12 protein-coding genes are annotated in these 13,628 nt (G+C 55.8%); 1 reads left to right on the top strand and 11 read right to left on the bottom strand.

Annotation, left to right across the window (positions count from 1 at the left end):
• Positions 1-3: 3 nt before the first annotated feature.
• The 8 genes from AQ981_RS14385 to ssb1 form a co-directional block, all read right to left on the bottom strand.
• Entirely contained in the window at positions 4-1,137 is a 1,134-nt protein-coding gene (locus AQ981_RS14385) for an ABC transporter permease (RefSeq protein ID WP_058912626.1), read from the bottom strand.
• Positions 1,138-1,145: 8 nt separating this feature from the next.
• Complete coding sequence (locus AQ981_RS14380; RefSeq protein ID WP_058912441.1) at positions 1,146-2,300, bottom strand: ABC transporter permease; 1,155 nt, start codon at positions 2,298-2,300, stop codon at positions 1,146-1,148.
• Positions 2,282-3,253, bottom strand: a complete 972-nt coding sequence (locus AQ981_RS14375; protein WP_058912440.1) for an HlyD family secretion protein — start codon at positions 3,251-3,253, stop codon at positions 2,282-2,284. The genes AQ981_RS14380 and AQ981_RS14375 overlap by 19 nt, the downstream gene beginning before the upstream one ends.
• A 396-nt stretch (positions 3,254-3,649) precedes the next feature.
• Positions 3,650-4,660 carry a methionine ABC transporter ATP-binding protein gene (locus AQ981_RS14370; protein ID WP_058912439.1) on the bottom strand — a complete coding sequence of 337 codons (1,011 nt, stop codon included), beginning with the start codon at positions 4,658-4,660 and terminating at the stop codon, positions 3,650-3,652.
• Positions 4,661-4,720: 60 nt separating this feature from the next.
• Positions 4,721-5,494 (bottom strand): MetQ/NlpA family ABC transporter substrate-binding protein, encoded by a 774-nt coding sequence (locus tag AQ981_RS14365; RefSeq protein WP_058912438.1) that lies wholly within the window; start codon positions 5,492-5,494, stop codon positions 4,721-4,723.
• Positions 5,495-5,530: 36 nt separating this feature from the next.
• Positions 5,531-6,196, bottom strand: a complete 666-nt coding sequence (locus AQ981_RS14360) for a methionine ABC transporter permease (protein ID WP_058912625.1) — start codon at positions 6,194-6,196, stop codon at positions 5,531-5,533.
• A gap of 10 nt (positions 6,197-6,206) precedes the next feature.
• Positions 6,207-7,430: an SfnB family sulfur acquisition oxidoreductase gene (locus AQ981_RS14355; RefSeq protein WP_058912624.1), complete on the bottom strand. Its 1,224-nt coding sequence runs from the start codon at positions 7,428-7,430 to the stop codon at positions 6,207-6,209.
• 679 nt (positions 7,431-8,109) lie between these two features.
• A complete protein-coding gene (gene ssb1 / locus AQ981_RS14350) occupies positions 8,110-8,643 on the bottom strand; it encodes a single-stranded DNA-binding protein SSB1 (RefSeq protein ID WP_058912437.1) in 534 nt (177 codons plus the stop codon).
• Positions 8,644-8,989: 346 nt separating this feature from the next.
• Here ssb1 and uvrA point away from each other — a divergent pair, with 346 nt between their 5' ends.
• Positions 8,990-11,815, top strand: coding sequence for an excinuclease ABC subunit UvrA (gene uvrA, locus AQ981_RS14345; RefSeq protein ID WP_058912436.1), 2,826 nt, complete (start codon positions 8,990-8,992; stop codon positions 11,813-11,815).
• A gap of 95 nt (positions 11,816-11,910) precedes the next feature.
• Here uvrA and AQ981_RS14340 read toward each other — a convergent pair whose 3' ends face one another.
• From AQ981_RS14340 to aphA, 3 genes are all read right to left on the bottom strand, one after another.
• Positions 11,911-12,267 carry an MmcQ/YjbR family DNA-binding protein gene (locus tag AQ981_RS14340; RefSeq protein WP_058912435.1) on the bottom strand — a complete coding sequence of 119 codons (357 nt, stop codon included), beginning with the start codon at positions 12,265-12,267 and terminating at the stop codon, positions 11,911-11,913.
• Between the two features lie 2 nt (positions 12,268-12,269).
• Positions 12,270-12,686 (bottom strand): secondary thiamine-phosphate synthase enzyme YjbQ, encoded by a 417-nt coding sequence (locus AQ981_RS14335; RefSeq protein ID WP_058912434.1) that lies wholly within the window; start codon positions 12,684-12,686, stop codon positions 12,270-12,272.
• 100 nt (positions 12,687-12,786) lie between these two features.
• The gene (gene aphA, locus AQ981_RS14330; protein WP_058912433.1) at positions 12,787-13,500 is read right to left on the bottom strand and encodes an acid phosphatase AphA; all 714 of its coding nucleotides are present in this window, start codon (positions 13,498-13,500) and stop codon (positions 12,787-12,789) included.
• Between the last annotated feature and the right edge of the window lie 128 nt (positions 13,501-13,628).

The raw sequence follows: 13,628 nt of genomic DNA, 5'->3' as shown, positions 1-13,628 counted from the left end.
CCGTTATCCGGCCCGGCGCCGCAGCAGTTTCCGCAGGCGCCCGGTATCGCGCAGCAGCCCAACGCCCATTCCCAGCAGCGTGTAAAACGCCCCCAGCAGTAACAGCATCATGACGTCCGTCAGCGCGCTGTGCCAGGAGAGCCCCATCTGGTTAACGCCGGCGATCGCTTTGGTCGCCCATGTCGACGGCAGCATATAAGAGACCGCCCGCACCCAGCCAGGCATCGCCTGTAACGGCCAGATAGTACCGGAAATATAAAATACCGGCATGGTGATGAAAGACAGCGTCAGATAGATCATCTCCACGCTGCGCAGGCACTCGGTCAGCAACTTGCCAAGCCCCAGCACCGCCAGCAGAAACGGAAAGGTCAACAGCAAGATTTCCGCTATCCCCGCCGTCTGGCGGTATCCCAGTACCCAGGGCCACAGTACAAACAGCACAATCGATAGAAACAGCCAGATCGGCAGCAGCGCCGACAGCCCGCCGAGGTAGACCGGCAGCGGCGGCTTCCCCTGGGCGCGCATGGCGATACTGACCCGCACGCTGGCGATCATCAGCGAATGCTGTAACAACATCACCAACAGACCGGGGAAAATAATCGCGGCAAAGCTGATACCGGGATTAAACAGATCCTGGGTTTGGGCGATGATTGGCGTCAGAATGACCTGCGCCTGACGATAGCTGAAGCCACTGCGCAGCATCAATTCAATATCGTAATGGTTAAGCATCTCCTGGTATGCGGCCACCACGTCCTGCTGGATCTGACCATTGGCTAATCGGTTAGTGGCATCGCCGTAAACCGGCACCGTCACCGACTTACCGGCCAGCAGCTTCTTTTCCAGATCCTGCGGCATAATGATCACCGCAAACAGCCGGCGCCAGCCGAGATCGCGCACCGCCTCGTTAACGCTTTCGTAGCTGCGCATGTTGATCTTCGCGGTCGCATCAAGATTGCGAATTAGCAGCCGGCTGGCGGTACTGTGATCCTGATCGACCACCGCCACAGGCAGATCCCAGACCGTACGGTGGGCATAGACCATGCTCATCACGCACAGGGAGACCAACAGCAGCATCCACATCGGCCGCTCCAGCAACCCCATCAACACTTTGATAAAGGTCGCCTGGTACATTTTCAGCGCCGCTTTCACCGCACCACCTCCTGCTTGCGCAGCCTGGCCGGCAGACGCCTGCGCACCAGCAGACCCGCCACCAGCGGGTAGATCAACAGCAGCGCGCAAACACTCACCACCGGTTTGCCGGGCACCTGACGCAGGAAAATATCAAACATCGCATACAGCGCGTGGGTTAACGGCTCGATATTGGCGATAATGCGCGCCGGCAGCGGCATCGACAGCTCCGGCACCGCCACCCCGGAAAAGGTCAGCGCGATACTGACCATAATCCCCATCAGGGTATAAGCGGTAATCGCACTACTGGTGAAGGCGAACAGCAGCAGACCAATGCTCTGGGCGGCCATCACGTAAAAGAAACCGACGCACAGCATATACCACGGATTTCCCACTACCCGGGCGTCGAAAATCCACACCAGTAACGCCAGCTCCGCCATCAGCAGCGTGGTATAGCAAAGCGTGTAAGGCGCCAGCTTCCCCAGTAAAGACATGCTGAAAGAGCTGGAGTAGATCAGCGGCTTACTGCGTGCCAGTACGTAGATCATGCAGGTCACCACGAACAGTTGCACCAGGTGGATGGTCGCGGCAAACTGTTGATAATACACATAGCTGCCGCTGGCATTGAACAGGCTGTCATAGGACAACACCACCTCAGGCAGCGATGGCAGCGTTTTGCCGGTCTGGGCGGCGATAATCGAACGATAGCTGCCGTTCAGTTCAGCCATCAGGCTACTGAAATCCTGGGTGGAGTAGAGCCCGGCTCCGTAAAACAGCGCGTTATAGTAAAACACCACCTGCGGCTGGCGTCCGGCCAGCACATCGGCTTCAAAATCCGCCGGGATATACAGCAGACCGTAATCCTGGGCGTTGCGTAGCCGCTGTTCCGCCGCCGCAAGACCGCCTTCATAGGCGGAAATTCGCGCATGGGAACCGGCATCCAGCTTACGGATCAGGTTACGCGAAAGCTGACTGTGATCGTTATCCACCACCGACACCGGCAGTTCCAGCAGCGTACCCTCGGAAAAGTTGCTGCCGATCAGGCCGAACAGCAGCAGCGGAAAGCACCAGCCCAGCCAGTGGATCACCGGTTTACGGAACGCGGTACGAATTTCGCGGCGGAAAGCCTGGCTGAAGCTGCGCCAGCCGGACCTTAAACCTTCCATTGCCATAGCGCGCTCATCCCCTGACGCAGTCCGTCAACTGGCTGACTCGGCCACAGCCGGACTTCGAAGGTTTTCAGGTCAAAATCCCCGGTGGCCCGGGTGGCGCGTTTGGTAGCGTAATCGCCGAGCGGCGCGATATAGCGCACCTCCGCCTCTATTTCCTGATTATTCAGAGCCGGCACGCGGATCTTCACCTTATCCCCTTTGCGGACATGGGCGAGGATATCCTCACGCAGGTTAAATACAAACCACGCCTGCGGCTGGCGCACTAAGGTAATTAACGGGCTGGAGGCGTTCAGCAGTTCTCCCGTTTCCGCCGGAATGGGGCCCACTTCACCGTCAACTGGCGCCAGCACATTCAGATCGTCAACCTGGACCTGAATTTCCAGCAGTTCCTGCTCTGCCTGGCGTAGCTGAGCGACGTAGATACGGCGCTGCTCGTCGCGATCGCCGTTCAACCCTTCGTCCATACTGGCCTTCGCCGCCTGAACTTTCTGCCAGGCGCTATCGCGGCTGTTGCGCGAATCTTCCAGCTCCTGAGCGGAGATATAGCCTTTCGCCGCCACGCTGCGGTTACGCTGCCAGACATCTTCGGCATTGCGCCAGGCGGCCTCGGCGTCTTTAAGGTTCGCCCTCAGATTACGCAGGCTCTCTTCACGGGTGCCGTGCAGGGATAAATCAAGCTGCGCCTGGGCCTGATCGCGGGCCGCCTGGGCGGCTTTAAGCTGGGCTATCAGCTCCGGGGCTTCCAGCTTCATCAGCAATTGTCCGGCTTTAACGTCATCGCCCCTTTCCACCAGACGCTCAACCACTCGCCCTTTCGCCTTCGAGGTCACGATCACTTCGGTCGCATCCACTTCCCCCTGCAACAGAAGATCCTGATTCTGTGCGCGGAACAAGACGGCAAGAGAAATCACCACCACGACCAGAAGCAGCGTAAAAAAGGTCTTTTTGTTCATTTTTACTGCCAGACTCTCAACATAGACGCGTTTCACCGCGCTCTTAATAAGGTTAATGGATTCAGCCTATCACAGGCCATAAATGCGGATTGATCATAAGACCACATATATATACAACGTGAATATAACGAACGTAACGACCGGCTCGGGAAGTCGCTCTTTAGTCACTTGATAGCGGGGAGTGGGACGGTTATCTCTGAGATCGGCGCGGTTAACGGGAATATCCGCAGGCGCATCTTTTCCTGACAGGCCTGCGGGAGAGAATATTTTTTAATCCAAAACGACTGTCCGGGAAATGTCCGGGCAAGGCCGAAAATTATCGATAATCAATGACTCATAAAGACCAGTTGCATTTATTATTCACCGACGCCGGACAGGAACCGGGAAAACCCAGGGCTATGGCATAGCGATTTTATCAGCAATCTGTTCAGCCATTCGTAATAGTTCCGCGGTTAATGGCCGCTCGATACGGAATTGTAGCTGGCCAACCACGCGCCCCTGGATTTGCTCACAACTGCTGTAGATCAGCCTGGAGCGATTGCCCAGCACGCTGGCTATCTGCTGCAGATCCGGCTCCCTGCCGTTAGCGCCATTGAAATACAGGGTGATCTGTTGGCGGCTGTCATTCAACCGGTTTTCACGTTCCGGTCGGCCATGATGCAGGGTTCCCAGCATACTTCGGGTGACCGCGTGCTGCGGTTCGCCGAAAACTCGCCACACCTCCCCCTGCTCAATAATGTTTCCCTTTTCCAGTACGCTGACCCGATCGCACAGCGTACGGATAACATCCATTTCATGGGTAATCAGGATAATGGTTAACCCAAGCCGTTGATTAATCTGCCTGAGCAGCGTCAGTATTGACAGCGTATTCTCCGGATCGAGCGCCGAAGTGGCTTCATCGCACAATAAAATTTCCGGCTGCGTCACCAGCGCCCGGGCAATACCGGTGCGCTGTTTCTGCCCGCCGGAAAGCCGTGCCGGCCAACTGTCGCGCAATGCCTCCAGCCCAACCAGATGTAGCATCTCATCCACTCGCTGGCGGCGTTCACTGGCCGGTACGCCAGCCATACGCAACGGCAGTTCAACGTTTTCCGCCACCGTTTTGGTCGACATCAGGTTGAAGTGTTGAAAGATCATCGCTACCCGCCGCCGTAAATCGCGCAACCGTGAGTGGCCTCCCTGGCGGATATCCTCCCCGCCAATAGTGATTTTTCCACTATCCGCATCTTCGAGCCGGTTAAACAGGCGTAACAGTGTCGACTTACCTGCCCCGCTGCGACCAATAATGCCAAAGACCTCGCCGGGATAAATATCCAGGTTGATATCCTGTAATGCCTGAACCCCATTCGCATAGGATTTACTGATTCCGGTTAACTGAATATATGGCGCCCGAATGATATTATTCACTCTCTTTTCCTCCCCCTCACTGATACCCGACCAGGCGATAACATCCGGTATACAAAGTTCTCAGAAGCCGGGCATAATTTTCCCCTGATAGCGGGTCAGAATAAACTGGCGCACCGCATCAGAGTTCAGGGCTTTCGCCAGTTTCTGAATCCGCGGATCGTTGATATTGTCCGGCCTGGCGACCAGATATTCGACATAGAGACTTTTTCCTTTCTCAACAATCAGGGCTTTATCGGTATCAATACCGGCTTCCAGCGCATAGTTTGCAAAGATAAAGGCTAAATCGACCTGATTAACCGCCCGGGCAAGCATCGCGCCCTCTAACTGGCGAATTTTAAAATGGTGCGGATTGGCAATAATGTCCTTTTCATCCGATTGCGGATCCTGCGGATTTTTCAGGGTCAGCAGTCCCGCTTCGTTCAGCAATACCAGCGACCGCCCGATATTAACCGGATCATTAGGAACGGCGATGGTCGCCCCGTCAGGCAGATCTTTAATACTGTGGTACTTCACTGAATAAGCGCCGAACGGTTCAATATGCACCCCAACCACCGGAACCAGGTTGGTATGACGCGTTTTATTGTAATCATCAAGGAACGGACGATACTGGTAATAATTAGCATCCAGATTCTTCTCAGCCAGTTGTTGGTTAGGCTGAATAAAGTCGTTAAACACTTTAATTTTCAGCTCCACCCCCTCTTTTTCCAGCGTCGGCTTCACAAACTCCAGAATTTCCGCATGGGGTACCGGAGTCGCTCCCACGGTTAATGTTTCACTGGCGAAAACAAATATCGGAAATAAAGCCAACAGGACAGCCAGAAGTCGTTTTTGCATATTGCATTTTCCTTTAAATTCAACAACAGGTAAGGGTTATTTACGGCTGACATGGCGTACTAACCTGTCGCCGCTCATTTGTAAGATTTGTACTAAGGCGATCAGCAATACCACGGTCACGATCATCACATCGGTCTGAAAACGCTGATACCCGAAACGGATCGCCAGATCCCCCAAACCGCCGCCGCCGATGACCCCGGCCATTGAGGTATAATCCACCAGTACAATGGCCGTGACGGTGACCGCGGCAATAATCCCTGTACGGGATTCCGGCAGCAGCGTATGCCAGATCAGTTGCCAGGTATTACCTCCCATGGCCCAGCTCGCCTCCACCAGACCGTGATCGACCTCGCGTAGCGCCGTTTCAACCAGGCGAGCGAAAAACGGCGCGCAGCCCGCGACCAGAGGGGGTATGGTGCCCTCAACGCCGAGCGACGTTCCGGTAAGCAGCGTGGTAAGGGGGATCATCACGATCAGCAAGATAATAAACGGCAGCGAACGCAGCACATTCACCACCAGCGACAAAGCCCGATGCAGCAACGGAGCGTGCAATAAACGCGGCTGGCCGGTCAGGTAAAGTACGATCCCAAGCGGTAGCCCAATCAAAACCGTAAAGCCTAACGCGCACGCCAGCATGACCAGCGTGTCGATACCCGCTTCCGCCACATCGGCCCAGTCGATTTCCGCCAGTAACGCCAGCATCATCGCCCCCTCAGTTCCAGTCGTGACGCGGCGGATATTTATTGTTCAGCACCCAGTTGCCCAGCAGATGGTATTTCCAGCGCACCGGATCGTGCAGCGTATGGACACGACCATTACGCCAGTGCATGTCCAGGTGATAACGCGGATGGGTCGAGCGCGTACCTCCCAGTTCAAACAGACGGCTCGCCGCTTCCAGAGCGATTTCCGTGGTGAAAATTTTCGCCCGCGCGACGGCGACAGAAGCCAGCGCAACGGTTTCTTCACTCAGGTTATCCCGGAATTCATCCAGTACCTTACCGGCCCGCTCCAGCAGTACTTCCGCTGCAGCCAGTCGGCTATCCAGCATCCCTACCTGGTAAATCGTTAAAGGATCGTCCCCCGCCTGCTCAACCCCGGCATCAATCCACGGACGCGCCATCTGACGTACAAAGTTCACAGTGTCGTTAAGCGCCGCCCGGGCAATTCCGGCATCAATAGCCGCCGTGGTTAACTGGGCGAACGGTCCCGCCAGCGTCGGTGAAGCATAAGATTTCCAGGTGGGGATTAAATGGAAGGCGGATACCGCAAGGTTTTCTGCAATGACGGTGCCGCTGGATGTAGTTTTCTGCCCCAGACACGCCCAGTCATCCAGTACGGTTAGGCCACACGTATCGCGCGGCACAAAGGCAAGCTGCGCGTTACCCGCCTCATCCAGCGCCAGAATACCTATCCAGTGGGCGTACGCCGACCCGGTGCAGTAACCTTTGCGCCCATTAATCCGTAACCCCTGCGCGGTTTCAGTCAGACGGGTCTGGATATCCTGAACGTTTTTCCCTGTCGTTTCCGATAACGCATTGGCAAAGCGGTTTCCCTTCAACGCCAGTTCAAAGAAGAAACGCTGCTGCTCTTCACTCCCCTGCAATCTGATATCTTCCAGCAGGCAATAATGGTTTTGCGGAATTTGCCCCAGCGAGGGATCTGCCGCGGAGATGATCGCAATGACCGATGCGAGAGTCGCCGCAGAAACCTCTGCGCCGCCCCACTTACGCGGCACCGTGATCCCCCAGAGACCGCTGTCGGAAAAAGCATTGATAATCTCCGGCGGTACAATGCCGGTACGATCCCGCTCAGCGGCGCCGCTGAGTAAAAGCGCGGCAACCTCATGAGCCACCGCCAGCGCCTGCGAATCACTGCCAATCACCCGGGCATCCGGCGCGTGTTGTATATAACGTTTGGTCTCAGTATTAACAGACATAATCACCATTCCTTTCCCGGCTATCACACGCGATAGCCATAATGTACATATGGATATTTTTATACCGTTATTGAATAAACATTTTCACATCTGGCTACTCATGTTATAAGCGACCAAAGCAATAGTTGTGCCACACTGAGAAAAATAAAAAAATATTATTTTTCATGCAGTTAAATTAATTAAAATTTTTATACGGAGTGGGAAACGCAACAACTGATGATATTCCCTGTTGCGTTTGCAGCAGTCCCCTGAACCCATCAACCGCAGCGAAAAACTTTCCCCAGCCAGGTGTATCCGACCTACCTTTGAGCACTGACGCAAGCATCAACGCAATATGCCGTCAGTAAATATCCACAAGCGCTGGCGACATGCTGAGATGCTGAGATGCTGAGATGCTGAGATGCTGAGATATAGAAACCGCAAAGTAAGGGAAAGGAAACGGAAGGAAAAAGCGCGCTAAATTAGGCAGAAATTAGAGAATGGGTTAACGGAAAGTTTAGAGGAATTTTGCTACACCCGAACATCGCATATTTCACAAAGCGACAGCCCTGTGTGAGGCCATAAACTGCGGCAGAAGACAGAACGGGTATTTTCATCTCATACGACAATAAAAAAGCCCCGAAATAATCGGGGCCAAAAAGGAGATATCAACAAATGATCTCTCAGATATTCCACAGGATTAGAACGGAATATCGTCGTCAAAGTCCATCGGCGGTTCGCTGGAAGACGGTGCTGCCGGTGCCTGCTGCTGCGGACGCGACTGCGCGCCGCCGCTGAACTGGCTACCACCTTGCGGCTGCTGTGGTTGACCCCAGCCGCCGCTCTGCTGCCCACCACCGGCCGGAGCGCCAGCGCCGCCGCCCTGACGGCCGCCGAGCATCTGCATGGTGCCGCCCACGTTGACCACTACTTCAGTGGTGTAACGCTCCTGGCCGCTCTGGTCCTGCCATTTACGGGTACGCAGCTGACCTTCGATATACACCTGCGAGCCTTTGCGCAGATATTCGCCGGCCACTTCCGCCAGTTTGCCGAACAGCACAACGCGGTGCCATTCGGTCTGCTCTTTCATTTCGCCGGTCTGCTTGTCGCGCCAGGATTCGGAAGTAGCCAGCGTAATGTTGGCAACTGCGCCACCATTCGGCATATAGCGTACTTCCGGGTCCTGCCCGAGATTACCGACGAGAATCACCTTGTTGACGCCTCTGCTGGCCATAGTTCGAATCTCCTGAAAACGTTTCTTTAAGAGTGTAAACCGGGGATTCTATCACGGCAAAAGCCTGCTGTAATCGCCGGGAAACAGATTCCAAAAATGTTTTGCCAGATGAAACGGTTACATTCTGGCCTGCGAGACGACATCCACTACTGTATATTCATTCAGGTTAAACTGTGTCATAATTAGCCGTTTCAGGCCGATGGTTGTCCACCGGGGGCTGAGTTCGTCTGCAAATCGGTAGATGGCGCTTTTGCGCGCCTGCGCCGCGCAGGCCGGGCGCTCACTTCCGCGACATCACAAAGACAGGCAGCAACCCAGGTTCATACGTTATTACCGGGAAAGGTGAATGGATAAGATCGAAGTTCGGGGCGCCCGCACCCACAATCTCAAAAATATCAACCTCGTCATCCCGCGCGACAAACTTATCGTCGTTACCGGGCTGTCGGGATCCGGCAAATCCTCTCTGGCATTCGACACCCTGTACGCGGAAGGGCAGCGCCGTTACGTGGAGTCTCTTTCCGCCTATGCGCGCCAGTTCCTGTCGTTGATGGAAAAACCGGACGTCGACCATATCGAAGGGCTGTCCCCGGCCATCTCCATTGAGCAAAAATCCACCTCTCACAACCCGCGCTCGACGGTGGGGACGATTACCGAAATCCACGACTACCTGCGTCTGTTGTTCGCCCGGGTCGGCGAACCGCGCTGCCCGGATCATGATGTACCGCTGGCGGCCCAGACCGTGAGCCAGATGGTGGACAATGTGCTGGCCCAGCCGGAAGGCCAACGCCTGATGCTGCTGGCCCCCATCATTAAAGAGCGCAAAGGGGAACATACCAAAACCCTGGAGAACCTGGCCAGCCAGGGCTATATCCGCGCGCGCATTGACGGCGAAATCTGCGATCTGTCCGATCCGCCGAAGCTGGAACTGCAGAAAAAACATACCATTGAAGTGGTGGTGGATCGCTTTAAAGTGCGTGAAGATCTGGCCCAGCGTCTGGCGGAGTCGTTTGAAACCGCGCTGGAGCTTTCCGGCGGCACTGCGGTCGTGGCGGATATGGATAACCCGCAGGCCGAGGAGTTGCTGTTCTCCGCCAACTTCGCCTGCCCGATCTGCGGCTACAGTATGCGCGAGCTGGAGCCGCGCCTATTCTCATTCAACAACCCGGCCGGCGCCTGCCCCACCTGCGACGGTCTGGGGGTGCAACAATATTTCGACCCCGATCGGGTAATACAAAACAGCGAACTGTCGCTGGCCGGCGGCGCGATCCGCGGCTGGGATCGTCGCAATTTTTACTACTTCCAGATGCTTTGCTCGCTGGCCGAGCACTACAAATTCGATATTGAAGCCCCCTGGGATAGCCTGAGCGCTCAGGTGCAAAAAGTAGTGCTCTACGGCTCCGGCAAAGAGACCATCGAATTTAAATATATTAACGATCGCGGCGATACTTCGGTGCGGCGCCACCCCTTCGAAGGGGTGCTGAATAATATGGAGCGCCGCTACAAAGAGACCGAGTCCAGCGCAGTGCGCGAAGAGCTGGCGAAATTTATCAGCAATCGTCCCTGCGCCAGTTGCGAAGGTACGCGACTGCGGCGCGAAGCGCGCCACGTTTTTGTTGAAAATACCGCGCTGCCAACCATTTCGGATATGAGCATCGGCCATGCGATGGACTTCTTCAACAATCTGAAGCTGGCCGGCCAGCGAGCGAAAATCGCCGAGAAGGTGCTCAAAGAAATTGGCGATCGCCTGCAATTTCTGGTTAACGTCGGCCTTAACTACCTGACGCTGTCCCGTTCCGCGGAGACCCTTTCCGGGGGGGAAGCCCAGCGTATTCGTCTGGCCAGTCAGATTGGCGCCGGGCTGGTCGGCGTTATGTACGTGCTGGATGAGCCGTCCATCGGCCTGCATCAGCGCGACAATGAGCGCCTGCTGGAAACCCTGATCCATCTGCGCAACCTCGGCAATACCGTGATCGTGGTGGAGCATGACGAAGACGCCATTCGTACCGCCGACCATATTATCGATATCGGCCCCGGCGCCGGAGTTCACGGCGGCCAGGTGGTGGCCGAAGGGTCGCTGGACGCTATTATGGCGACGCCGGAATCACTGACCGGTCAGTACATGAGCGGCGTTCGCCAGATCGCGGTGCCGAAACAGCGCGTACCGGCCGATCCGCAGAAGGTGATGAAACTGATCGGCGCCCGGGGCAATAACCTGAAAGACGTTACCCTGACTCTGCCGGTAGGGCTATTTACCTGTATCACCGGGGTGTCCGGCTCGGGGAAATCGACGCTGATCAACGATACGCTGTTCCCTATCGCTCAGCGCCAGCTCAACGGCGCGACCCTGAGCGAACCCGCGCCCTATCGCGATATCCAGGGGCTGGAAAATTTCGATAAAGTCATCGATATCGACCAGAGCCCAATTGGCCGCACGCCGCGTTCGAACCCGGCCACCTATACCGGTGTTTTCACCCCGGTACGCGAACTGTTCGCCGGGGTACCGGAATCCCGCTCCCGCGGCTATACGCCGGGCCGTTTCAGCTTTAACGTGCGTGGCGGGCGCTGTGAAGCCTGCCAGGGCGATGGGGTGATCAAAGTAGAGATGCACTTCCTGCCGGATATTTATGTACCGTGCGACCAGTGCAAAGGTAAACGCTATAACCGCGAAACCCTGGAAATTAAATACAAAGGCAAGAGCATTCACGAAGTGCTGGATATGACCATCGAAGAAGCACGCGAGTTCTTCGATGCCGTGCCGGCGCTGGCCCGTAAGCTACAAACGCTGATCGACGTCGGGCTTTCTTATATCCGGCTCGGCCAGTCGGCCACGACGCTTTCCGGCGGTGAGGCGCAGCGCGTCAAGCTGGCTCGCGAGCTGTCCAAACGTGGTACCGGCCAGACGCTGTATATTCTCGATGAACCGACGACCGGCCTGCACTTCGCCGATATCCAGCAACTGCTGGACGTGCTGCATCAGCTACGCGATCAGGGCAATACGATCGTGGTCATTGAACACAACCTTGACGTGATCAAGACGGCCGACTGGATTGTCGATCTTGGTCCGGAAGGGGGCAGCGGCGGCGGCGAAATACTGGTTTCCGGCACACCGGAAACCGTCGCTGAGTGCCCGACATCGCACACGGCTCGCTTCCTGAAGCCGATGCTGAAGTAACTCTAATGCCCTCTCGGGGGCATTATTCTTTTCCCGCCCGCCGAGCTATGACCTGCTCCCACTGTTGGCCGTTATAGTCTGCCAAACCGCCAGCATTACTCCGGGAATAACTGCCTGCGGCTGTGTTCCGGCAGCAATGCCAGCGCCAGTTGGTAAGAGGCGTCAACCAGATAGTAAATCTGCGAGTCCTGTAGCGTACCGTCCAGCCACAGGGTGCTCCAGTGGGCTTTGTTAAGGTGCGCGCTGGGAAAAACGTCCTGATGCTTCTGGCGTAACAGCTCGGCCAGCTCAGGGCTACTCTTCAGCGATACCGCCGGGCGATGATCCACGTCATGAACCATCGCAAACAACACATCGTCCACCTTAATCTGGGTGGCTTTCCAGTCGCTGTGCATACTTTGCTCTGCGCCCGGTTTCGCCATACAGTACTGAAGTAGCTCCGAAGTGGTCATTATTATTCCCCCTGTAACGTGGCGACGATTCTGCGCGAACCGCCGTGTATTCGATGTTCTCCCAGCCAAATCCCCTGCCACGTCCCCATCTGGACCCGCCCCCGGTGTACCGGCAGCAGCAGCGAGACGCCGAGCAGCGACGACTTGATATGGGACGGCATATCATCCGGCCCTTCATCGTCGTGTTGATACGGGGCATTGTCCGGCACGCTGGAGAGAAAATAACGCTCCATATCCTGACGCACCGTCGGATCGCAGTTTTCGTTCAGGGTGAGCGAGGCGGAAGTGTGCTGAAGCAGCAGATGTAACAAACCGGTATTGATGCGCGACAAATCAGGCAACTGGCCGAGGATCTCCTCCGTCACCAGATGAAACCCGCGCGGCTTCGCGCTCAACGTTAAGGTTTGTTGCAACCACATGTTCTGTTCCCGTGTGTGAAATGGCTCCCTTAAGTGTGCTACATAGCGGCGAAAGGTAAAACCCGCCGCGCAATTTTTATTCACGCGACGGACTTGCTCATCAGTATTCCGAGTTGACGATCACTTCCTCACCAAACTTCCCGGCCTGGGGCAGAGGTCGATAGGTGGAGTTCGAGGCGCGCAGTATCCGAATACCGCGGATCCCCGCCTCACGAGCTGCGGTGATATCCGCATCGGCATCGCCGTAGAATATCCTGATGTCCTTCTCTTTAATCCACTGAATTTTGGTGTTCTGGTCAGGACGATCGCCGGCAAAGATCACCGGGTTCATACTGGACGCCGGAATCAGGAAATTCTCCTGCAGCACACGAGAGACGGTTTCAGTTTTGGTCGGGCTACGCCCGGTAATAAAATAAATACTGTCGCCACGCCGGACGTGCATCGCGATCAGCGAACGAGCCACCTCTTTCGGGATGCTGAACTCATCCCAACCGTTATTCATCTTTTCCCAGAATGCCGGGTTACTCAGGTACGCCTGGCTGCCCGGCGAAAACTCTTTCTGCCCGCGCCAGAAACCGGCGCTGGAAAACAGCACTGTGTCATCAATATCAAAGCCAATCGCCATTGGCGGCCGGTCAGTCAGGCTGTTTTCTATCTGCGCCACCGATACCCAGTGGACCGGCGCCTGGGCTGCCAGTTGGGCGCTGTTCACCCCCGGCCAGAGCGGTAAAGACGCAGAAGTGGCGGCAAAAGCGGCCTGGTAAGCACCAAATACCAGGCACAGTACGCCCAACGTACGGGTCAACTTGCGCATAGAGATATTCCTTTACCCTGAAAATCGTTCTTAAGCGATCAAAAACTAGCGCAACGCCTGGTGAATCACCAGCATCAGAAAGGACTTATCCGACACAGATCGAGGAAAAAGTGTCAAATGTGAGTACA

Source organism: Entomohabitans teleogrylli (assembly GCF_001484765.1).
GTDB classification, from domain to species: Bacteria; Pseudomonadota; Gammaproteobacteria; order Enterobacterales; family Enterobacteriaceae; genus Entomohabitans; species Entomohabitans teleogrylli.
Note: the sequence above shows the minus strand (reverse complement) of the source record. Positions and strands in the feature narration are given on the sequence as shown.

Excerpts from the sequence above, each read along its gene's own strand:
- AQ981_RS14380 (WP_058912441.1), bottom strand. The coding sequence starts at position 2,300 with ATGGCAATGGAAGGTTTAAGGTCCGGCTGGCGCAGCTTCAGCCAGGCT.
- AQ981_RS14375 (WP_058912440.1), bottom strand. The coding sequence starts at position 3,253 with ATGAACAAAAAGACCTTTTTTACGCTGCTTCTGGTCGTGGTGGTGATT.
- AQ981_RS14365 (WP_058912438.1), bottom strand. The coding sequence starts at position 5,494 with ATGCAAAAACGACTTCTGGCTGTCCTGTTGGCTTTATTTCCGATATTT.
- AQ981_RS14360 (WP_058912625.1), bottom strand. The coding sequence starts at position 6,196 with ATGCTGGCGTTACTGGCGGAAATCGACTGGGCCGATGTGGCGGAAGCG.
- AQ981_RS14355 (WP_058912624.1), bottom strand. The coding sequence starts at position 7,430 with ATGTCTGTTAATACTGAGACCAAACGTTATATACAACACGCGCCGGAT.
- ssb1 (WP_058912437.1), bottom strand. The coding sequence starts at position 8,643 with ATGGCCAGCAGAGGCGTCAACAAGGTGATTCTCGTCGGTAATCTCGGG.
- uvrA (WP_058912436.1), top strand. The coding sequence starts at position 8,990 with ATGGATAAGATCGAAGTTCGGGGCGCCCGCACCCACAATCTCAAAAAT.
- AQ981_RS14340 (WP_058912435.1), bottom strand. The coding sequence starts at position 12,267 with ATGACCACTTCGGAGCTACTTCAGTACTGTATGGCGAAACCGGGCGCA.
- AQ981_RS14335 (WP_058912434.1), bottom strand. The coding sequence starts at position 12,686 with ATGTGGTTGCAACAAACCTTAACGTTGAGCGCGAAGCCGCGCGGGTTT.
- aphA (WP_058912433.1), bottom strand. The coding sequence starts at position 13,500 with ATGCGCAAGTTGACCCGTACGTTGGGCGTACTGTGCCTGGTATTTGGT.